The organism is Bacillus sp. JJ722, from assembly GCF_036963345.1.
In the GTDB taxonomy this organism is placed as follows: Bacteria; Bacillota; Bacilli; order Bacillales; family DSM-1321; genus Bacillus_AD.
On sequence record NZ_JBALMO010000029.1, the window covers coordinates 19,849 to 38,661 of the forward strand.

28 protein-coding genes are annotated in these 18,813 nt (G+C 37.4%); 25 read left to right on the top strand and 3 right to left on the bottom strand.

Going from position 1 to position 18,813, the window contains the following annotated elements; all coding sequences use genetic code 11:
- Positions 1 to 12: 12 nt before the first annotated feature.
- The 20 genes from rplF (at position 13) to rpsI (ending at position 12,417) form a co-directional block, all read left to right on the top strand.
- Positions 13 to 552 carry a 50S ribosomal protein L6 gene (gene rplF, locus V7014_RS04645; protein ID WP_335504658.1) on the top strand — a complete coding sequence of 180 codons (540 nt, stop codon included), beginning with the start codon at positions 13 to 15 and terminating at the stop codon, positions 550 to 552.
- A gap of 32 nt (positions 553 to 584) precedes the next feature.
- A complete protein-coding gene (gene rplR, locus V7014_RS04650; RefSeq protein ID WP_205063550.1) occupies positions 585 to 947 on the top strand; it encodes a 50S ribosomal protein L18 in 363 nt (120 codons plus the stop codon).
- Between the two features lie 24 nt (positions 948 to 971).
- The gene (gene rpsE, locus V7014_RS04655) at positions 972 to 1,472 is read left to right on the top strand and encodes a 30S ribosomal protein S5 (protein WP_335504702.1); all 501 of its coding nucleotides are present in this window, start codon (positions 972 to 974) and stop codon (positions 1,470 to 1,472) included.
- 13 nt (positions 1,473 to 1,485) lie between these two features.
- Entirely contained in the window at positions 1,486 to 1,668 is a 183-nt protein-coding gene (rpmD, locus tag V7014_RS04660) for a 50S ribosomal protein L30 (protein WP_042353158.1), read from the top strand.
- 31 nt (positions 1,669 to 1,699) lie between these two features.
- Positions 1,700 to 2,140, top strand: coding sequence for a 50S ribosomal protein L15 (gene rplO / locus V7014_RS04665; protein WP_335504661.1), 441 nt, complete (start codon positions 1,700 to 1,702; stop codon positions 2,138 to 2,140).
- A complete protein-coding gene (gene secY / locus V7014_RS04670; RefSeq protein WP_335504663.1) occupies positions 2,140 to 3,432 on the top strand; it encodes a preprotein translocase subunit SecY in 1,293 nt (430 codons plus the stop codon). Before rplO ends, secY begins: the two co-directional genes overlap by 1 nt.
- A gap of 62 nt (positions 3,433 to 3,494) precedes the next feature.
- Positions 3,495 to 4,148, top strand: a complete 654-nt coding sequence (locus V7014_RS04675; RefSeq protein WP_335504665.1) for an adenylate kinase — start codon at positions 3,495 to 3,497, stop codon at positions 4,146 to 4,148.
- Positions 4,145 to 4,891, top strand: coding sequence for a type I methionyl aminopeptidase (gene map / locus V7014_RS04680; protein WP_335504667.1), 747 nt, complete (start codon positions 4,145 to 4,147; stop codon positions 4,889 to 4,891). Before V7014_RS04675 ends, map begins: the two co-directional genes overlap by 4 nt.
- Before the next feature lie 80 nt (positions 4,892 to 4,971).
- Complete coding sequence (gene infA / locus V7014_RS04685; RefSeq protein ID WP_019244399.1) at positions 4,972 to 5,190, top strand: translation initiation factor IF-1; 219 nt, start codon at positions 4,972 to 4,974, stop codon at positions 5,188 to 5,190.
- A 41-nt stretch (positions 5,191 to 5,231) separates the two neighbouring features.
- Entirely contained in the window at positions 5,232 to 5,345 is a 114-nt protein-coding gene (rpmJ, locus tag V7014_RS04690; protein WP_003156543.1) for a 50S ribosomal protein L36, read from the top strand.
- A gap of 22 nt (positions 5,346 to 5,367) precedes the next feature.
- Positions 5,368 to 5,733: a 30S ribosomal protein S13 gene (rpsM, locus tag V7014_RS04695; RefSeq protein ID WP_335504671.1), complete on the top strand. Its 366-nt coding sequence runs from the start codon at positions 5,368 to 5,370 to the stop codon at positions 5,731 to 5,733.
- Between the two features lie 23 nt (positions 5,734 to 5,756).
- On the top strand, positions 5,757 to 6,146 hold the full coding sequence (gene rpsK / locus V7014_RS04700) for a 30S ribosomal protein S11 (RefSeq protein ID WP_205063555.1): 390 nt from the start codon (positions 5,757 to 5,759) through the stop codon (positions 6,144 to 6,146).
- Positions 6,147 to 6,325: 179 nt separating this feature from the next.
- A complete protein-coding gene (locus tag V7014_RS04705) occupies positions 6,326 to 7,270 on the top strand; it encodes a DNA-directed RNA polymerase subunit alpha (RefSeq protein ID WP_335504673.1) in 945 nt (314 codons plus the stop codon).
- 79 nt (positions 7,271 to 7,349) lie between these two features.
- Positions 7,350 to 7,712 carry a 50S ribosomal protein L17 gene (rplQ, locus tag V7014_RS04710; RefSeq protein WP_042353146.1) on the top strand — a complete coding sequence of 121 codons (363 nt, stop codon included), beginning with the start codon at positions 7,350 to 7,352 and terminating at the stop codon, positions 7,710 to 7,712.
- A gap of 434 nt (positions 7,713 to 8,146) precedes the next feature.
- Entirely contained in the window at positions 8,147 to 8,986 is an 840-nt protein-coding gene (locus V7014_RS04715; RefSeq protein ID WP_335504676.1) for an energy-coupling factor ABC transporter ATP-binding protein, read from the top strand.
- Positions 8,962 to 9,831, top strand: coding sequence for an energy-coupling factor ABC transporter ATP-binding protein (locus V7014_RS04720; protein ID WP_335504677.1), 870 nt, complete (start codon positions 8,962 to 8,964; stop codon positions 9,829 to 9,831). The genes V7014_RS04715 and V7014_RS04720 overlap by 25 nt, the downstream gene beginning before the upstream one ends.
- Positions 9,828 to 10,625 carry an energy-coupling factor transporter transmembrane component T family protein gene (locus V7014_RS04725; protein WP_335504679.1) on the top strand — a complete coding sequence of 266 codons (798 nt, stop codon included), beginning with the start codon at positions 9,828 to 9,830 and terminating at the stop codon, positions 10,623 to 10,625. Before V7014_RS04720 ends, V7014_RS04725 begins: the two co-directional genes overlap by 4 nt.
- Positions 10,626 to 10,638: 13 nt before the next feature.
- Positions 10,639 to 11,391 (top strand): tRNA pseudouridine(38-40) synthase TruA, encoded by a 753-nt coding sequence (gene truA, locus V7014_RS04730; RefSeq protein ID WP_335504680.1) that lies wholly within the window; start codon positions 10,639 to 10,641, stop codon positions 11,389 to 11,391.
- Between the two features lie 167 nt (positions 11,392 to 11,558).
- On the top strand, positions 11,559 to 11,996 hold the full coding sequence (gene rplM, locus V7014_RS04735) for a 50S ribosomal protein L13 (protein ID WP_335504684.1): 438 nt from the start codon (positions 11,559 to 11,561) through the stop codon (positions 11,994 to 11,996).
- 28 nt (positions 11,997 to 12,024) lie between these two features.
- Positions 12,025 to 12,417: a 30S ribosomal protein S9 gene (rpsI, locus tag V7014_RS04740; RefSeq protein WP_335504686.1), complete on the top strand. Its 393-nt coding sequence runs from the start codon at positions 12,025 to 12,027 to the stop codon at positions 12,415 to 12,417.
- 221 nt (positions 12,418 to 12,638) lie between these two features.
- Here the strand turns inward: rpsI and V7014_RS04745 are convergent, their stop codons facing one another.
- Positions 12,639 to 13,028, bottom strand: coding sequence for a hypothetical protein (locus tag V7014_RS04745; RefSeq protein ID WP_335504688.1), 390 nt, complete (start codon positions 13,026 to 13,028; stop codon positions 12,639 to 12,641).
- A 443-nt stretch (positions 13,029 to 13,471) separates the two neighbouring features.
- Between V7014_RS04745 and V7014_RS04750 the strand changes: the two genes are divergently transcribed.
- The 3 genes from V7014_RS04750 (at position 13,472) to V7014_RS04760 (ending at position 15,886) form a co-directional block, all read left to right on the top strand.
- Positions 13,472 to 13,918, top strand: a complete 447-nt coding sequence (locus V7014_RS04750) for a DUF2521 family protein (protein WP_335504689.1) — start codon at positions 13,472 to 13,474, stop codon at positions 13,916 to 13,918.
- Positions 13,919 to 13,982: 64 nt separating this feature from the next.
- Positions 13,983 to 14,699 carry an N-acetylmuramoyl-L-alanine amidase CwlD gene (gene cwlD / locus V7014_RS04755; RefSeq protein WP_335504691.1) on the top strand — a complete coding sequence of 239 codons (717 nt, stop codon included), beginning with the start codon at positions 13,983 to 13,985 and terminating at the stop codon, positions 14,697 to 14,699.
- A gap of 134 nt (positions 14,700 to 14,833) precedes the next feature.
- Positions 14,834 to 15,886: an Mrp/NBP35 family ATP-binding protein gene (locus V7014_RS04760; RefSeq protein ID WP_335504693.1), complete on the top strand. Its 1,053-nt coding sequence runs from the start codon at positions 14,834 to 14,836 to the stop codon at positions 15,884 to 15,886.
- Between the two features lie 54 nt (positions 15,887 to 15,940).
- Here the strand turns inward: V7014_RS04760 and gerD are convergent, their stop codons facing one another.
- Complete coding sequence (gene gerD / locus V7014_RS04765; RefSeq protein ID WP_335504695.1) at positions 15,941 to 16,579, bottom strand: spore germination lipoprotein GerD; 639 nt, start codon at positions 16,577 to 16,579, stop codon at positions 15,941 to 15,943.
- 137 nt (positions 16,580 to 16,716) lie between these two features.
- Between gerD and V7014_RS04770 the strand changes: the two genes are divergently transcribed.
- Positions 16,717 to 17,373, top strand: coding sequence for a KinB-signaling pathway activation protein (locus V7014_RS04770; protein WP_335504697.1), 657 nt, complete (start codon positions 16,717 to 16,719; stop codon positions 17,371 to 17,373).
- Between the two features lie 49 nt (positions 17,374 to 17,422).
- On the opposite strand, the gene V7014_RS04775 is transcribed toward V7014_RS04770, so the two are convergent.
- Entirely contained in the window at positions 17,423 to 18,175 is a 753-nt protein-coding gene (locus V7014_RS04775; RefSeq protein ID WP_335504704.1) for a polysaccharide deacetylase family protein, read from the bottom strand.
- A gap of 129 nt (positions 18,176 to 18,304) precedes the next feature.
- Between V7014_RS04775 and V7014_RS04780 the strand changes: the two genes are divergently transcribed.
- The gene (locus V7014_RS04780; RefSeq protein ID WP_335504699.1) at positions 18,305 to 18,520 is read left to right on the top strand and encodes a hypothetical protein; all 216 of its coding nucleotides are present in this window, start codon (positions 18,305 to 18,307) and stop codon (positions 18,518 to 18,520) included.
- The last annotated feature ends 293 nt before the right edge of the window (positions 18,521 to 18,813 follow it).

The following is an 18,813-nucleotide window of genomic DNA, read 5'->3' on the forward strand; positions in this document are numbered from 1 at the left end:
GAGGTGCACTAAATGTCTCGTATAGGTAAAAAACCAATCGAGGTTCCAGCTGGAGTTACAGTTACTGTTGCAGCAGATAACGCAGTTACTGTAAAGGGACCAAAAGGCGAATTAACTCGCTCTTTCAATCCAGATATCACTATTACACAAGAAGAGAACGTGATTACATTAACTCGTCCTTCTGATTCAAAAGAACACCGTACTATTCATGGTACAACTCGTGCTGTTCTTGCTAACATGGTTGAAGGTGTATCAAAAGGCTTCGAAAAGTCTTTAGAACTTATCGGTGTTGGTTACCGTGCACAAAAGCAAGGTACTAAACTAGTTCTTAACGTTGGATACTCACACCCAGTTGAGATTGAAGCAGAAGCAGGAATTGAAATCGAAGTTCCTTCAAATACAAAAGTTATCGTAAAAGGTACGAACAAAGAACGTGTTGGTGCATTAGCAGCTAATATCCGTGACGTTCGTCCGCCAGAACCTTACAAAGGTAAAGGTATTCGTTACGAAGGCGAATATGTACGTCGTAAAGAAGGTAAAACTGGTAAGTAAGATCGCATAAGTATATGAAAGGAGTGTCATAAATGATTTCGAAGCTTGACAAAAATGCTGTTCGTCAGAAAAGACATGCACGTGTTCGTGCGAAACTTTCTGGAACGGAAGCTCGTCCTCGTTTAAATGTGTTCCGTTCAAACAAGCACATTTACGCTCAACTAATTGATGATGTGAACGGCGTAACACTTGCAAGTGCATCAACTCAAGATAAAGGTCTTGAACTTGCTAGCACTAGTAACATCGAAGCAGCTCAAACAGTTGGCGAAAACATTGCTAAACGCGCAGTAGAAAAAGGATATTCATCAGTGGTATTTGACCGCGGAGGATACCTTTTCCACGGACGTGTAAAAGCATTAGCAGATGCTGCTCGTGAAAACGGATTACAATTTTAATGTAAAAAGGAGGGACAAATGAACATGCGTCGTATTGATCCTAATAAATTAGAACTTGAAGAACGCGTAGTTACCGTTAACCGTGTAGCTAAAGTTGTTAAAGGTGGACGTCGTTTCCGCTTTACAGCACTAGTTGTTGTAGGTGATAAAAACGGTAATGTTGGATTCGGTACTGGTAAAGCACAAGAAGTACCAGATGCGATCCGTAAAGCAATTGAAGATGCTAAAAAGAACTTAATCTCAGTACCTATGGTTAATACAAGTATCCCTCACGAAGTTCTTGGACATTTCGGAGCAGGACATATTCTTTTAAAACCTGCTGCTGAAGGTACAGGAGTTATCGCTGGTGGCCCAGTACGTGCGGTACTTGAATTAGCTGGTGTTGGTGATATTCTTTCTAAATCTCTAGGCTCTAACACGCCTATTAATATGGTCCGTGCAACTATGGACGGATTAAAGCAATTAAAACGTGCTGAGGATGTTGCGAAACTACGTGGCAAATCAGTAGAAGAACTGTTAGGATAAGGAGGGAAATATAATGGCTAATAAATTAGAAATTACCCTCACTCGTAGCTTAATTGGTCGTCCACAAGACCAACGCGTGACTGTAAATACGCTAGGTTTACGTAAAATGCATCAAACAGTTGTTCTTGATGATAATGCTGCTATTCGCGGTATGATTAATAAGGTTTCTCATCTTGTTACTGTCAAAGAACAATAATATCATTTTCTCTTAACAAGGAGGTGCCCAAATGAAACTTCATGAATTAAAACCTGCAGAAGGTTCTCGTCAAGATCGTAAACGTAAAGGACGCGGAATCGGATCTGGAAATGGTAAAACAGCTGGTAAAGGTCATAAAGGTCAAAACGCTCGCTCAGGCGGCGGAGTACGTTTAGGATTTGAAGGTGGTCAAACACCATTATTCAGACGTTTACCAAAACGTGGATTCACTAACATCAACCGTAAAGAATACGCTGTTGTTAACTTAGACGTTCTTAACGTATTTGAAAACGGAACGGAAGTAACTCCAGCTCTTCTAATCGAAACTGGTGTTGTGAAGAAAGAAAAAGCAGGAATCAAAATTCTTGCTAATGGAAAGATCGAGAAAAAGCTTACTGTTAAAGCTCACAAATTCTCCTCTGCTGCAAAAGAAGCTATCGAAGCTGCTGGCGGTCAAACTGAGGTGATTTAATGTTTCGCACAATCTCCAATTTTATGCGCGTGGGTGAAATACGGAATAAGATCTTCTTTACCTTGTTAATGTTGATTGTTTTCCGTATCGGAACATTCATACCTGTACCACATGTAAATTCAGAGCTTCTAAAGCTTCAGGATCAACTAGGTGTATTTGGTGTTCTAAATACATTTGGTGGAGGAGCACTACAGAACTTCTCGATTTTGGCTATGGGTATCATGCCGTACATTACAGCATCTATTATCATTTCTTTATTGCAAATGGACGTAGTGCCTAAATTTACGGAGTGGTCGAAACAAGGTGAAGTAGGTAGACGTAAATTAGCTCAGTTTACCCGCTATGGAACAATAGGACTTGGTTTTATTCAAGCTCTCGGTATGGCATATGGCTTTAATAGCATGGCTAATGGGCAGCTGATTACTAATCCTGGAATTACAACTTATCTATTAATTGCTGTCGTATTAACAGCTGGTACTGCTTTTCTAATGTGGCTTGGTGAACAAATCACTGCGAAAGGTGTAGGCAATGGTATTTCCATCATTATCTTTGCTGGTATAGTTGCTGGTTTACCAAACATGGTCAACCAAATCTATGCTCAACAAATTCAAGAAGCTGGAGATGCACTTTTCATTCGAATCGTAACGATTGTCCTAATCGCCCTTGCTGTTATTGCAATTATCGTAGGTGTAATTTACATCCAACAAGCTTTACGTAAAATACCGATTCAGTATGCTAAGCGTACTACCGGTCGTGCTCCTGTTGGAGGGCAATCAACGCATTTACCTTTAAAAGTTAATGCAGCAGGTGTAATTCCTGTAATCTTCGCAGTGTCATTTATTATGACACCGCCACTTATCGCAGGATTCTTTGAGCCTAACAGCTTTACAAAAGCCGTAATTAAGTACTTTGATTACTCCCATCCTGTTGGTATGGTAATGTACATTGCCTTAATTATTGCATTCTCTTACTTCTATGCGTTTGTACAGGTTAATCCTGAACAAGTAGCAGAGAACTTGAAGAAGCAAGGTGGCTATGTACCAGGTATTAGACCTGGTAAAAGCACTCAAGAATACTTAAGCCGAGTACTGTCACGTCTTACATTAGTTGGATCTATATTCCTTGCAGTAATTGCGATTCTACCAGTCTTCTTTATTAATGTTGCCGGGTTACCGCAATCTGTTCAAATCGGCGGAACTAGCTTACTGATCGTAGTAGGTGTAGCTCTTGAGACGATGAAAGGATTAGAAGCACAACTTGTAAAACGACATTACAAAGGTTTTATAAAATAATCGGTTTGGGAACATATTTTATAGTTCCCCAAACCAATTATGGAGTTTGAGGGGGAAAAATATTGAATCTCGTTCTTATGGGGCTACCGGGTGCAGGCAAAGGCACTCAAGCTGAAAAAATTGTAGAAAACTATAACATCCCTCATATCTCTACTGGAGATATGTTCCGTACTGCTATCAAAGAAGGTACAGAACTAGGTTTACTTGCGAAATCTTTCATTGATAAAGGCGAATTAGTTCCTGATGAAGTAACTATTGGTATTGTTCGAGAAAGATTAAGCAAAGATGATTGCAAATTAGGTTTCTTGTTAGATGGTTTTCCACGTACAGTTGAACAAGCTGAAGCATTAGAAAACATCCTTTCTGAATTAAATCGTCCAATCGACTACGTTATTAATGTAGACGTTGATACAGACATTCTAATGGAAAGACTAACAGGAAGACGAATTTGTAAAAATTGTGGCGCTACTTATCATCTAGTGTTCAATCCTCCAGCTAAAGAAGGAGTATGTGATCGTTGCAGTGGCGAGTTGTATCAACGTGCTGATGATAACGCTGAAACGGTTCAAAATCGTTTAGAAGTTAATCTTAAGCAAACAAAGCCACTTTTATCTTTCTATGAAGATAAAGGAACGCTTCGTAACATTAATGGACAACAAGATATAAATATCGTTTATGAAAACATTAATGAACTTCTTGGGGGCCTTAACGGATGATAATTTGTAAAACCCCTCGCGAAATTGAAATCATGCGTCATGCAGGGAAGATAGTTGCTTTAACTCATCAAGAGCTTAAGAAACATATCAAACCTGGTGTGACAACGCTAGAGCTGGATACAATAGCAGAAAGCTTTATTCGTAAACATGATGCGATCCCTTCTTTCAAAGGATTATACGGGTTTCGCGGCAGTATATGTGTCTCGGTAAACAATGAACTGGTTCATGGTATACCTGGGAAGCGAGTTCTTCAAGATGGTGATATAATAAGCATCGATATCGGTGCGAAATATAACGGTTATCATGGTGACTCAGCTTGGACATATGCTGTAGGTAGTATTAGTGAAGAAACACAAAGACTCTTGGATGTAACAGAAGAGTCCTTATATAGAGGTTTGGAAGAAGCAAAGCCAGGTGCGCGACTTTCAAACATCTCCCATGCTATTCAAACATATGCTGAGGCGAACAACTTCTCCATTGTTAGAGAGTATGTTGGTCACGGTGTTGGTCAAGACTTACATGAGGAACCACAAATCCCTCATTATGGTCCACCCAACAAAGGTCCTCGTTTAAAGCCTGGTATGGTGTTGGCTGTAGAACCTATGGTAAATGCAGGAACAAGATATGTGAAGACTTTAGAGGATAATTGGACTGTCGTTACTCAAGATGGAAAAATGTGCGCTCATTTTGAACATACGGTGGCGATCACTGAATCTGGTTATGAAATATTAACTAAGATTTAAACCTCATTGTATCTAGAAATCAGTGTAGATTGGATATAATCAATAAGACGTAGAAGTCTTAAAGAAGGGAGATAACATCAATGGCTAAAGATGATGTAATTGAAATTGAAGGTACAGTCACTGAGACTTTGCCAAACGCAATGTTCAAGGTAGAATTAGAAAATGGTCATACTATATTAGCTCATGTATCAGGTAAAATTCGCATGCACTTTATTCGTATTCTACCTGGTGATAAAGTAACTGTTGAGCTTTCACCGTATGACTTAACTCGCGGAAGAATCACTTACAGATTCAAATAATCTAAGTTACACTCCGATCTATCTAAGGAGGTTAGGTATCAATGAAAGTGAGACCATCAGTTAAACCTATTTGTGAAAAATGTAAAGTTATTCGCAGAAAAGGTAAAGTAATGGTTATTTGTGAAAACCCTAAACATAAACAAAAACAAGGCTAATTAAGAAGGAGGTGCAACGCTCATGGCACGTATTGCTGGTGTTGATATTCCACGTGACAAACGTATTGTTATTTCATTAACATATATTTACGGGATTGGTAAAGTAACTGCTCAACAAATTCTTGCTGAAACTGGTATCTCTGAAGATACTCGTGCACGTGATTTAACTGAAGATGAGTTAAACAAAATCCGTGAAGCAATTGATAAATTAAAAGTAGAAGGTGACCTTCGTCGTGAAATCTCATTAAACATCAAACGTTTAATGGAAATCGGCTGCTACCGCGGTCTTCGTCACCGTCGTGGATTACCTGTTCGTGGTCAAAATACTAAGAACAACGCTCGTACACGTAAAGGACCTCGTCGTACAGTAGCAAATAAAAAGAAATAATTAAGTAAAGGAGGTACTTATTCATGGCACGTAAGACAAATACTCGTAAACGCCGTGTGAAAAAGAATATTGAATCTGGTATTGCACATATCCGTTCAACATTCAACAACACGATCGTTACAATCACTGATACACACGGAAATGCTCTTTCTTGGTCAAGTGCTGGTGCACTAGGCTTCAGAGGATCACGTAAATCTACTCCATTCGCAGCTCAAATGGCAGCTGAAACTGCAGCTAAAGCTGGTATGGAACACGGTTTAAAAACTCTTGAAGTTACTGTAAAAGGACCTGGTTCAGGTCGTGAAGCTGCAATCCGTGCACTTCAATCTGCTGGTCTTGAAGTTACAGCTATTAAAGACGTAACTCCAGTTCCACATAACGGATGTCGTCCACCAAAACGTCGCCGTGTTTAATTTTTCTGTATAGAATTTGTATCTTTGTCTATAATGGGATATGATACAATCATTGTAATATTACAGATTGATTAATTTAGTTGTTACGCATCGTCGGGCAATTACATGGGGAATTTCGGTTAGAGTACGATTAATTATTTACTAGCCGAGGTTTTGACGTTTTGAAGGAGGGTTTATTAATGATTGAAATAGAAAAACCAAAAATCGAAACGGTTCAAATCAGCGATGACACCAAGTACGGAAAATTCGTCGTCGAGCCACTTGAACGTGGATATGGTACAACTTTGGGTAATTCCTTACGTCGTATTCTTTTATCTTCACTACCAGGTGCTGCTGTCACGTCTATTCAAATAGATGGGGTAATGCATGAGTTCTCAACAATCGAAGGCGTAGTGGAAGATGTTACTTCTATTATTCTTAACGTTAAGAAATTAGCGCTTAAGATCTACTCTGATGAAGAGAAGACGCTTGAAATTGATGTTCAGAGTGAAGGGGTTATTACTGCAGCTGATATTACGCATGATAGTGATGTGGAAATCTTAAATCCTGATTTACACATTGCGACTGTAGGCAAAGGCGGTCACTTGCGTATGCGATTAATGGCACGTCGTGGACGTGGCTATACTCCAGCTGATCAGAATAAAAGAGACGATCAACCAATTGGTGTGATTCCAATCGACTCTATTTACACTCCTGTTGCACGTGTATCCTACCAAGTAGAAAACACACGTGTAGGGCAAATGACTAACTATGATAAGCTAACGCTTGACGTTTGGACTGATGGAAGCACTGGTCCAAAAGAAGCTATCGCACTCGGATCAAAGATTTTAACAGAGCACTTAAATATCTTCGTTGGTTTAACTGATGAAGCACAAAACGCTGAAATTATGGTTGAAAAAGAAGAAGATCAAAAAGAAAAAGTTCTTGAGATGACGATCGAAGAATTGGATCTTTCTGTTCGTTCTTACAACTGTTTGAAGCGTGCTGGAATCAACACTGTTCAAGAGCTTGCTCATAAAACAGAAGAAGATATGATGAAAGTACGTAATCTAGGACGTAAATCACTTGAAGAAGTGAAGGCGAAGCTAGATGAGCTAGGTTTAGGTCTTAGAAAAGATGACTGATTACTAGTTTCAGATTCGTGACTAGATTCGATAAGAACTGGCAAAATAGATAATAATATCAACAAAGGAGGGAATCTTAATGGGTTACAGAAAGTTAGGACGCACTAGTTCTCAACGTAAAGCATTACTTCGTGATTTAGCAACTGACCTAATCGTTTTCGAACGCATCGAAACTACTGAAGCAAAAGCTAAAGAGTTACGCTCTGTTGTAGAAAAAATGATCACTCTTGGTAAACGTGGAGATTTACATGCTCGTCGTCAAGCTGCAGCATTCATTCGTAATGAAGTAGCTAACGAAGAATCAGGTCAAAGTGCACTTCAAAAACTATTCAGCGATATCGCACCTCGTTATGAAGAGCGCCAAGGCGGTTACACTCGTATCATGAAAATGGGTCCACGTCGCGGAGACGGAGCACCTGTTGTTGTTATCGAGTTAGTATAATATTTTTCCAATCAAAAGGGCTAAGAACTTACTAGTTCTTAGTCTTTTTTGCCATATAAGTTAATATGGTTCTGAAATACGCAAATAGAGCGTTACGATGGCTGCATAATTATGCTTCACGTCTAGCTCTGCGCATCCCTCCTGACTCCGAATGATGGGGTTCATATAAAGTAATGATTATTCGCTGCTATTCGACTAAGGAAGCTTTGTTTCCTTTAGGAGGGATGCAGCGTTTTTTAATAGGTTTAAAATTTTTATTACTAAGAATAGCTTTATATTCGTTTGAAGTGATTTACGCTATTATGGTAGTAGACGTCTTCGAAAAAGCATTATAAACTTTTAGAAAGAATGATTTTATATTACATGTAATAAAGGATATAAATAGATGAGTTAGTAAAGTAGAGATTAGATAAGCTGAGATTAGGAGGGTAAGGATGAGTAAGGAATTAGTAAGGGTTGAAAATGTCTCATTTACATATGATGGTGGGGAACAACGCGCGCTAAATGATGTTACTCTTTCGGTAAAAGAGGGAGAATGGCTTGCTATTGTTGGTCACAATGGTTCGGGTAAATCTACATTAGCCAAGCTATTAAACGGGCTTCAGTTTCCTACATCAGGTCAGATTGTTGTGAAAGATCAAATCTTATCAGAAGAAACGGTTTGGGATGTACGAAAAGAAATTGGAATGGTTTTTCAAAATCCAGATAACCAATTTGTAGGTTCTACAGTCCAAGATGATGTGGCTTTTGGTTTAGAAAATAACGGTATACCAAGGAATGTTATGGTAGAACGTGTAAAGTGGGCTTTAGAAAGCGTCAAAATGGATGCATTTCTTGATCAAGAGCCGCACCATCTTTCTGGTGGACAAAAACAAAGAGTAGCGATAGCGTCTGTATTAGCGTTACAGCCGAGTATTATTATTCTCGATGAAGCAACTTCTATGTTAGATCCACGCGGTAGAGAAGAAGTATTAGAAACAGTTAGAGTTTTAAAAGAGAATCGAACGTTAACTGTTGTTTCCATCACGCATGACCTTGAGGAAGCTGCTAAAGCAGATCGGATTATCGTCATGAATGGGGGACAAGTTTATCGTGAAGGAAAGCCTACAGAGATTTTCCGTTTAGATCAAGAGCTAACGGATATTGGCCTAGATATTCCTTTCTCTATAAAGCTTTCCAAAGCACTTGATGATTTTAAAGTGCCTATTTCAGATAGGTATTTATCATATGAACAGTTGGTGAAAGAACTATGCGACTTGAACTCAGAGATGTAGAATACCGCTATCAAGTAGATACGCCATTTGAAAGATTGGCAATCCACGATATAAATATAGATATTGTATCTGGAAGCTATATGGCCATTATTGGACATACTGGTTCTGGAAAATCAACGTTACTGCAACATTTGAATGGACTGATTCGACCAACAAAAGGGCAAATTCAGATTGGGGAAAAGGTCATTGTCGCTGGTAAAAAAGACAAAGACTTAAAATCAGTTCGAAAGAAAGTAGGTATTGTTTTTCAGTTTCCGGAGCATCAGCTATTTGAAGAAACAGTAGAGAAGGATATATGCTTTGGTCCAATGAATTTTGGAGTTGCAGAAGAAGAAGCGAAGAAATTGGCTAGAAAAGCTATTAAGCTAGTAGGCCTATCAGAAGATATTTTGCAGAAATCTCCTTTCGACTTATCGGGTGGACAAATGCGAAGAGTAGCAATCGCAGGTGTATTAGCTATGGAACCAGAAGTGCTTGTTCTGGATGAGCCTACGGCTGGACTCGATCCACGTGGAAGAAAAGAAATTATGGATTTATTTTCGAACTTGCATAAAGAAAAAGGATTAACGACGATATTGGTTACACATAGCATGGAAGATGCGGCCAATTATGCAGACGAAATCATTATTATGCATCAAGGAACAGTTTACAAGAAGGGAACACCTTTAGATATCTTTTCACAGCCAGAACAATTAATGGAATTGGGTTTAGATGTACCAGAGACGGTTCGTTTCCAATTGATGCTACAGAAAGAAGCTGGATTCCGCTTTGATCAGCCATGCTTATCAATTGATTCATTAGTAGAAGGCATTGCAGATGTAATGAAAAGGGGGACAACTCTATGATGGATAGTATGATTATTGGTCGTTATATCCCATCCAATTCTGTTCTTCATCGAATGGACCCTCGTTCCAAACTAATGCTTGTATTCTTTTTTGTATGTATTGTTTTTCTAGCGAATAATACTGTTACTTATGGTATTTTAGGCGTGTATACATTAGCTTTAATTATCCTTTCAAAAATCCCAATCCGTTTTCTATTTAACGGTTTGAAGCCAATTCTACTCTTGATTATTTTTACTTTCTTATTGCATGTTTTCTTCACAAAAGAAGGCAATGTAGTTCTAGATTTGGGTTGGCTGGAAATTTATGAAGGCGGGGTACGACAAGGGATTTTTATAGCACTTCGTTTTACGTACTTAATTCTTATTACTACATTATTAACACTATCTACAACACCTATTTCCTTAACAGATGGACTTGAGCAGTTATTAGGACCATTCAAAAAGGTGAAGTTACCTGTTCATGAGTTGGCCTTAATGATGTCGATCTCATTACGTTTTATTCCGACATTAATGCAAGAAACGGGTAAAATTATGAAAGCTCAAGCAGCAAGAGGGGTGGACTTCTCTTCAGGACCGATTAAAGATCGAGTATCTGCGATTGTTCCACTACTAGTTCCTCTATTCGTAAGCTCATTTAAGCGTGCTGAGGAACTGGCAATAGCTATGGAGGCCAGAGGATATCGTGGAGGAGAAGGGCGCACGAAGTACCGCAGTTTAAGCTGGGGATTTTCGGACACAATGCTATTAATTTCATTAGCTATATTAACAGCTGTTCTGGTTAATTTTAGAGCGTAGGAGTCTACACAATATGCAACGAGTAAAATGTATTATTTCTTATGATGGAACATTGTTTTCCGGCTACCAAGTACAAGTAGATAAGCGTACTGTGCAAAGTGAGCTTGAGAAAGTATTAGCTGTTATGCATAAAAGAGATGTAAAAGTTGTTGCATCAGGTAGAACAGATGCTGGTGTTCATGCATATGGACAGGCAATTCACTTTGATACGAATTTAAAGATTCCTGCTTTTAATTGGGTTAAAGCAATGAACGCTATGCTTCCGGATGATATTTCTGTGTTATCAGCAGAGTATGTTTCTGATTCTTTTCATGCGAGATTTGGTGCGACAGGTAAACAATATCGTTTTGTGATGGATTTGAGTAAGATTAGAAATCCTTTAAAGCGAAACTATACGTATCATTATCCATACCCTATAAATATTGACAGTATCAAAGAAGCTATTACGTATGTGGTAGGTACGCATGACTTTACAAGTTTTAGTGCGGTTCGGACAGATGTAAAGGATAAAGTTAGAACCATTCATCGCATTGAATGTATCCAAAATGGTGATGAACTTACATTTATATATGAAGGTAACGGCTTCCTATATAATATGGTTCGCATTTTGACAGGTACATTTATTGAAGTCGGCATTGGTAAAAGAAAGCCGGAAGATTTGCAAAACATCATTGATTGTCGTGATCGTGCTGCTGCGGGTAAAACGGCACCAGCACAAGGTTTGTACTTATGGGAAGTCTATTATGATGGACGAAATTCTAGATGAATGGATGAGGTTGTACAAATTGACTTAACATTCTCTTGACAATGATGCACGGAGCAGATAATATAATATGGTATGTATTTTATTTAATCCCACGATGAGCCCCGGAAGAGTTTTTCGTGATTGTAAATAAATTAAATTAATTTTTCATATTACTAGGAGGTAAAATGATGCGTACGACATTCATGGCGAAAGCAAATGAAATCGATCGTAAATGGTACGTTATTGACGCTGAAGGCCAAACTCTTGGTCGCTTATCAACTGAAGTAGCTACTCTTTTACGTGGTAAACATAAACCAACTTTTACACCGCATGTTGATACTGGTGATCATGTTATCATTATTAATGCGGAAAAAATCGAGTTAACAGGTAAAAAGTTAACTGATAAAATCTACCGTCGTCACACAATGCACCCAGGTGGATTAAAAGAAAGAACAGCTCTTGAAATGAGAACTAACTACCCAGAGAGAATGTTAGAGCTTGCTATCAAAGGTATGCTTCCAAAGAACTCTCTTGGACGTCAAATGTTTAAAAAATTACATGTGTACGCTGGTCCTGAGCACAAGCAACAAGCTCAAAAACCAGAAGCATATGAATTACGCGGATAATTTTTAATTAACTAAGGAGGTTACTACTTTGGCACAGGTTCAATACTATGGCACAGGTCGTCGTAAAAGCTCTGTAGCTCGTGTACGTTTAGTACCAGGTACAGGCCGTATCGTTCTTAACGACCGTGAAATTAACGAATATTTCCCATTTGAAACTCTTATTTTAGTTGTTAAACAACCATTAGAAGCTACTGAAACTACTGGTAGCTATGATGTGCTTGTTAACGTATCTGGTGGTGGATTCACTGGTCAAGCTGGTGCAGTACGTCACGGTATCGCACGTGCGTTACTTCAAGCTGATCCAGCATTCCGTCCAGCACTTAAATCTGCAGGATTATTAACTCGTGATGCACGTATGAAAGAGCGTAAGAAATACGGTCTTAAAGGTGCTCGTCGTGCTCCTCAGTTCTCAAAACGTTAATTATCGACGTTTCAAGACTCTTTTCACACTTGTGGAAAGGGTCTTTTTTATGCATCAAATATGTATAAGACTATATGATCTAGTTTGCGCGGAACAGAAAAAAGCTGACCTTAAAAAGTCATTTTCATGATTTTTAAGGTCAGACTTTATTCATTATCCTTCGCCGTCTTGTGCATTAAATAAGAAAGAATAGCAAAAATGAATGGTAACCGCATTACATGTTAATCATCAAAAGTATAGTCTTGATTATTAAAAACGGTAGATGGGATATTATGACCTGCTGAATCTGCAAGGAAAGAATAAACTAAAATATTCTCAACAGCTTCTTCTCTTCCTCGAATTGTAATATTTAGAAAGTCTTCTAAATTAAATCTAGGTCTGAAAATTACAATTTTAGTTGTATGGTTAGGCATTAACGTAACGTGCGTATGTTCGATTTCGTTCAATGGATTTGTGTTAGGGAAGAAAGTATTAACACTTTTCTCCACGATGACTGATACTCTATGTGTATTGTTGCATGAATCGTTATTTAGCATAATGTTAAGAGCGGTTGGTTCTATGCCATTTTCAGAAACGGGAACACGAAATACACCAGTTGTTTTGTGTGCCATGAGAACACATCCTTTATTTAAGATAATATATAAAATGCAGCGATAACGCATATTGCTTGGACAAGTTATATGGCATCTTCATTATTTGAAAAAAATAAGTGATCTCAATCAATTAGATGTATGTAAAAAGTGGGCTTTTAAAGGCTAAATCAAGAACTTCCTTCATCATAAATAACAAAAAATGATGCGCCCTTTTTTAGTTATCGAGTTCGTTATGTGGATAACTTAAGAAAACGGGTTTTTATATGAGATATCCACATGTTGATAACTTTTTATACTTCCCTATCTCTTGCATTGTACACAGAAATAGGAAGAATTGCTGAGCACTCTATATCAAAAGCTATAGTTAAGGAAACAAAGTACATTCGAATGAATTGTTTGTTTCGCCTAAGTAACTTAATTAATAAAGGAATCATTCTTTTTTATAGTATGGGGTGGATTATGTGGATAATGTTATTTTTACTTTTAAAGAGAAGAGAAGGGATAAACAGTTACGTTATGAACGGAAGGTCTTAAAAGATCTTACACCTAAGCTTTTGAAGGAGCGTTTCAATGCGTTTTTATCGAACCAGCGGTCATTAGGTATTACTTTCTCTCAAGTGTTAGAGGAAGGTTGTTATGACGTGGCTATTGAAGCTTATTTACTTGGGGCAAACTTTAGTAAATTTGGCTTCTATGGAGAATCTGTGGATAATATCAAGGCTAGATGTTTCCATGAGGAGAAGCACTTAATTGATACGCTCTTTAATTTCATTTTATATTGGGGAAAGATTAGTGATTATGATATGTATAATGAATCACTATACTATCAATGTGAACAATATGTTGATAACTGGTGGCATGATGGATTTGCCAAGGGTTCTAAACGATATAAACTTCGCCAGCATTAATATGTTCTAAATCCTTTGCTCGTCCCATATGGTATATGTAGGACGAGCGGGAGGCGATGTATTCGTGTGGAGTAGATTGAGGTATACTGGCGTTGCTATTGGAATTGTAGCGCTATTTCTCATAGCAACGTTTCAATTTGTAGAAGAGTATTCATGGAATTCGTGGAACCTTCCGTTATCAGGTAAGGTTATTGTTTTGGATCCTGGTCATGGAGGCCCAGATGGAGGTGCTTCCGGTGAAGGTGTATTGGAAAAAGACATCGCGCTTTCTATTACGAAGATGATCCGGGATTATTTACAGGAACAAGGTGCACTTGTGATTATGACCCGCGATAAAGATACGGACTTAGCGGGGGATGTTGCAGGTTATCGTGCCAGAAAACGTGAAGACTTAAAGAAGCGGGTAGAAATAATAAATGAATCACAAGCTGACTTATATTTAAGTATTCATTTAAACGCGTTTCCTTCTTCTAAATATAGTGGTGCACAAACATTCTATACGTTGAGATATAAGGAGAATAAGGAATTAGCGAAATTTATTCAATATGAGCTCACTCATAATCTAGAAAATACAACTCGAGAAGCGAAGTCTATTGATCATGTGTATGTTATGAAATACGCGAAGAAACCGGGAGCACTCGTAGAAGTAGGCTTTCTTTCAAATGCTAATGAAAGAAAATTGTTAGAGGATGCTTCATACCAAAACAAAGTAGCAGCATCTATTTATAAAGGTGTAATGCGTTACTTTACTGAGGAAACAATGGATGAAAAAGAGAAATAATGTTTAGAAAAAACCCTGTTAAAAGGGTTTTTTAACTTTGTTTAAAACCAATGTAAAATCCCGTCATGAGGGGTAACGAATGTAGTTATGATATACTGAATATTGAATAATTAATTTAAAAGAGGGGTGCAATTATGGCGACAGAACAGCAAGTAGTAGAGCTATTAGGGGAACTAAAAGACCCTTTCCTACATAAATCTTTAAATGAAACGAACGGTATTACAGAAATTAAGATAAAACCTGAAAAAAAACATGTGAGTGTAAAAATACTAATTGCTAAAACAGGTACACCTGAGCAATTACAATTACAAATGAAAGTTGTAGATACATTAAAAAAATCAGGAGTTGAATCTGTAGGAATTCGTTTTGGACAACTATCTGATGAAGAAATTGCAAAGCACCGTGTAAGTGAGCCGGAAGATGGTTTAGGTTTATTATCGCCAAATTGTAAAACGAAGTTTATTGCTATCGCGAGTGGTAAAGGTGGCGTTGGTAAATCAACCATTTCAGTTAACCTAGCTACGTCATTAGCTCGCTTAGGAAAAAAAGTAGGCTTAGTTGATGCTGATATTTATGGTTTCAGTGTTCCTGATATGATGGGTATTACGCAAAGACCTGTTGTACGTGGTGAAAGAATCATTCCGGTTGAAAGATTTGGGGTTAAGGTTATTTCAATGGGCTTCTTTGTTGAAGATAATGCACCAATTATTTGGAGAGGACCAATGCTTGGTAAGATGCTGAATAGCTTCTTTAAAGAAGTAGAGTGGGGAGAATTGGATTATTTGTTATTAGATCTTCCTCCAGGAACTGGCGACGTGGCATTAGATTTACATCAAATGCTGCCTGCTAGTAAAGAATTAATCGTAACAACACCTCATCCAACAGCGGCTTTTGTTGCAGCTCGAGCTGGTGTAATGGCTTTGAATACAAATCATGAAATTATTGGTGTAATTGAAAACATGTCTTACTTTGAAAGTAAGGTAACAAAAGAAAAAGAATATGTGTTCGGTCAAGGTGGCGGACAAAAGCTAGCTGAAGAACTGAAAACAGAGTTATTAGGTCAATTACCGTTACGACAACCAGATTGGAATGAAGAAGATTTTGCTCCTTCCATTTATGAAGAAGATCATCCGCTAGGTCAAATTTATAAAGATATAGCTAAAAAAGTAATAGCTGCAACAGTATAAATAAAAATAAGAACCAGCCTTAATATAAGGCTGGTTCTATATATAATGTTGGCGTTATTGACCGCCACCGCCACCTTGTTGTTCACCAGCTCCTCCACCGCTACTTCCTGTTTGGCTTGAGTCACCACCTTGTTTTTTCTCTGATTCAGCAGGTAATTCTGCTGCTGCTTTTAGTAGAATTTCTTGGATCTTGGCTTTTACGAGCGGGCTATCAATCGTTTCAATTGTTGTTTTCTTAAGCTCTTCTCGTACTTTTTTGCTCTTTAATAATTTGGTGAGTTCTTTTTCCATTTCTGGATCTTTCCATATGTCCATGAGTTTGCTCATGTAGTCAGGATCTTTCATTAAATCCTTCATAAGCTTTTTATGTTCATCTTCTAGACCTTTTGCATAAGCCGCTGCAAACTTAGGATCTTTAAAGGCCTTCTCCCAGAATTTTTTTGCTTTATCAGATGTAAGGTTTTTTTCAATGGCTTGTGTAACGACTTCTTGATCCATAACAAGATTCTTTTTGATTTTTTCATCCGTCATTATTTCTTGAATGGCTTTCTTCCCTTCATCTGTTTTCAATATATCTACAACCATTTTCTTTGTTTCTTCATAGTTGGTTTTTTCTGTATCGGTTTCATTTTGTGCACAGCCTACTAATACGTAGAGCACGAGCAAGGTTAGAAAAGCTAATCTGTATTTCATGATAGTACTCCTTTCAAAGCTCTTTCTACTGATAATATCTGTTTTGTTGTAAAAAATAATGCGTGGCATTTGGTAGCATTTTAAATGGTAGATTGATACAATTATGGAAAAGAACGAAAAAAATGGGGGAGCTAAAAGTGAATAGTCGTCATGTAGTGCGTTTGTTTTTTTCAACTTTGCTATTGGGAGGACTATCAGGGGGAGCTGTTGGGTTCGCAGCGAGATGGGATAGCTTCAAGCCATTGTTTAATTCAATGGCAGTTGGAGAAATTTTAATGACTTTTTTCTGGTTAATTGGTGTTGGCTTGATTTTTAGTGTTATTAGTCAAATGGGGTTCTTTGCTTATTTAACACTGCACCGATTTGGCCTTGGTTTTTTCCGTAGTTTGTGGAACCCGGTTCAAGTTGTCTTCATTTTATTTATTTTATTTGATTTAGTATATTTTCGTTTCATAACATTCGGTAAGAATGAAAGTGTGTTTTCTTATCTTTTGGTAGCTATAATCCTCTTGTTGGTAGGCTTGATTGTTGCATATGCGAAGTCGAAAGCTACGAATAAGCAAGCTTTTATACCAACTTTGTTTTTTATGACGGTCGTTACAGTTATAGAGTGGGTTCCAGTCTTACGTGTAAACGACGAAGCTTGGTTGTATTTTATGTTAGTACCATTACTTCTTTGCAATGCATATCAAGTCTTGATTTTACATAAAATCAATCAAAAATCGGCTGAAGAGTTAAAACAAAAGAAATTACAAAAACAACCGAAAATCAAAAATAAATTAGAAAATGCGTAAAAATGAAAGAGACAGGGTGTCATCACTCACCTGTCTCTTCTTTGCGTAGTTATTTAATCTCTTTCGTTTTTACGGAGGAATTAGAAAGCATTTCAGAAACAGTAACGAGCTTTAAGTTTTTATTCTTGATTGTAGAAAGGACATTTGGTAATGCTGTAGCGGTTTGCTTTGCCGAATCCGAAGCGTGAAATAGCAGGATATCTCCCTTTTCAACGCGATCAATATTTTGGACTATCTTTGATATACCTGGGTTTGTCCAGTCTTTTGAATCTATGCTCCAATGGACAACTGTGTAACCGTGCCGTTCGCTAATTTCAAGCAGTCGTTTATCAAAATGACCATTTGGAGCACGAAGGACTTTTATATTTTTTATCCCTAATTTTCGAAAAGCTTCTTGTCCTTTAAGAATATCTTTCGTAATTTCATCGCTTTCTATTTGTGAATAATCCACATAGTTATAGCCGAGCATTCCAATTTCATACCCTTCTTGTACAATGTCATCCACGATGTGAGGATGTCTTTCAGCCCAAGAACCGGAAAGGAAAAAAGTAGCGTTTTTTATTTTGAGCTTTTTTAGTTCTTTTAAAATAATTGGCGCTTTCTCATCTCCCCATCCGATATTGAAGGTTAATGCAACATTGCTTTCTCCTCTATAAACGGCTTTTGGTCCTTTATTGGTAGAGAAAACAGGATTATCTGTGCCATACTGTACATATAAAAACCAAGCTGTAAAAAAAGCTAAAGTGATTAAGAATAAATATTGTTTTATTTTTTTTGCTTGTAAAACCATAAAAAATTTCATCATTTATCACCTCATCGAACCCGTATATACAAATCCTATGCATGGACGAGCAAGATATGACAACCATGCTACATAGAATGGCAAGTATTTGTTAAGAATAAAAGATGATGTGGTGATAGAGGTGAAAGAATGTTAGGTATTTTAATTTCAGATCGAGAACAAAAGGAAATCGAATATTTATTAAAGAGAGAAATGGACGAGCTATTGTATGATTTTAAAGATGAGCGTATAGAGCCTATTGTAAAGAGGGCTATGGAAGAGCGGTATAAGATTTTGTTTACAATGTTTTCGAAAGTGGCTAGTTCAGAGGCTTGTCTGAAATATATAAGAACAAAGCGGTATTAAATTGCTAGCTGGGGAAAGGGAGAGCTTGCTTGTCTTTCTTATCATGAAAATAAAAATAAATTTTTTGTAGAAAAATGATTGACATATTATTATTACCTTGATATATTAATAAACGTCGCTGAAACACATTTGAAAAAACATTTCAAAAAAGTTGTTGACAGTAAAATAACAAAAATGTTATATTGATTTAGTCGCTTCTGAAGCGGTTGAAAAAATATCAAAAAAGTTATTGACATTAAAATTAGCTGGATGATATAATCAAAAAGCTGTTTTGAAAAATGATCTTTGAAAAC

Excerpts from the sequence above, each read along its gene's own strand:
- rplF (WP_335504658.1), top strand. The coding sequence starts at position 13 with ATGTCTCGTATAGGTAAAAAACCAATCGAGGTTCCAGCTGGAGTTACA.
- rplR (WP_205063550.1), top strand. The coding sequence starts at position 585 with ATGATTTCGAAGCTTGACAAAAATGCTGTTCGTCAGAAAAGACATGCA.
- rpsE (WP_335504702.1), top strand. The coding sequence starts at position 972 with ATGCGTCGTATTGATCCTAATAAATTAGAACTTGAAGAACGCGTAGTT.
- rpmD (WP_042353158.1), top strand. The coding sequence starts at position 1,486 with ATGGCTAATAAATTAGAAATTACCCTCACTCGTAGCTTAATTGGTCGT.
- rplO (WP_335504661.1), top strand. The coding sequence starts at position 1,700 with ATGAAACTTCATGAATTAAAACCTGCAGAAGGTTCTCGTCAAGATCGT.
- secY (WP_335504663.1), top strand. The coding sequence starts at position 2,140 with ATGTTTCGCACAATCTCCAATTTTATGCGCGTGGGTGAAATACGGAAT.
- map (WP_335504667.1), top strand. The coding sequence starts at position 4,145 with ATGATAATTTGTAAAACCCCTCGCGAAATTGAAATCATGCGTCATGCA.
- infA (WP_019244399.1), top strand. The coding sequence starts at position 4,972 with ATGGCTAAAGATGATGTAATTGAAATTGAAGGTACAGTCACTGAGACT.
- rpmJ (WP_003156543.1), top strand. The coding sequence starts at position 5,232 with ATGAAAGTGAGACCATCAGTTAAACCTATTTGTGAAAAATGTAAAGTT.
- rpsM (WP_335504671.1), top strand. The coding sequence starts at position 5,368 with ATGGCACGTATTGCTGGTGTTGATATTCCACGTGACAAACGTATTGTT.
- rpsK (WP_205063555.1), top strand. The coding sequence starts at position 5,757 with ATGGCACGTAAGACAAATACTCGTAAACGCCGTGTGAAAAAGAATATT.
- V7014_RS04705 (WP_335504673.1), top strand. The coding sequence starts at position 6,326 with ATGATTGAAATAGAAAAACCAAAAATCGAAACGGTTCAAATCAGCGAT.
- rplQ (WP_042353146.1), top strand. The coding sequence starts at position 7,350 with ATGGGTTACAGAAAGTTAGGACGCACTAGTTCTCAACGTAAAGCATTA.
- V7014_RS04715 (WP_335504676.1), top strand. The coding sequence starts at position 8,147 with ATGAGTAAGGAATTAGTAAGGGTTGAAAATGTCTCATTTACATATGAT.
- V7014_RS04720 (WP_335504677.1), top strand. The coding sequence starts at position 8,962 with ATGCGACTTGAACTCAGAGATGTAGAATACCGCTATCAAGTAGATACG.
- V7014_RS04725 (WP_335504679.1), top strand. The coding sequence starts at position 9,828 with ATGATGGATAGTATGATTATTGGTCGTTATATCCCATCCAATTCTGTT.
- truA (WP_335504680.1), top strand. The coding sequence starts at position 10,639 with ATGCAACGAGTAAAATGTATTATTTCTTATGATGGAACATTGTTTTCC.
- rplM (WP_335504684.1), top strand. The coding sequence starts at position 11,559 with ATGCGTACGACATTCATGGCGAAAGCAAATGAAATCGATCGTAAATGG.
- V7014_RS04745 (WP_335504688.1), bottom strand. The coding sequence starts at position 13,028 with ATGGCACACAAAACAACTGGTGTATTTCGTGTTCCCGTTTCTGAAAAT.
- V7014_RS04760 (WP_335504693.1), top strand. The coding sequence starts at position 14,834 with ATGGCGACAGAACAGCAAGTAGTAGAGCTATTAGGGGAACTAAAAGAC.
- gerD (WP_335504695.1), bottom strand. The coding sequence starts at position 16,579 with ATGAAATACAGATTAGCTTTTCTAACCTTGCTCGTGCTCTACGTATTA.
- V7014_RS04775 (WP_335504704.1), bottom strand. The coding sequence starts at position 18,175 with ATGAAATTTTTTATGGTTTTACAAGCAAAAAAAATAAAACAATATTTA.
- V7014_RS04780 (WP_335504699.1), top strand. The coding sequence starts at position 18,305 with ATGTTAGGTATTTTAATTTCAGATCGAGAACAAAAGGAAATCGAATAT.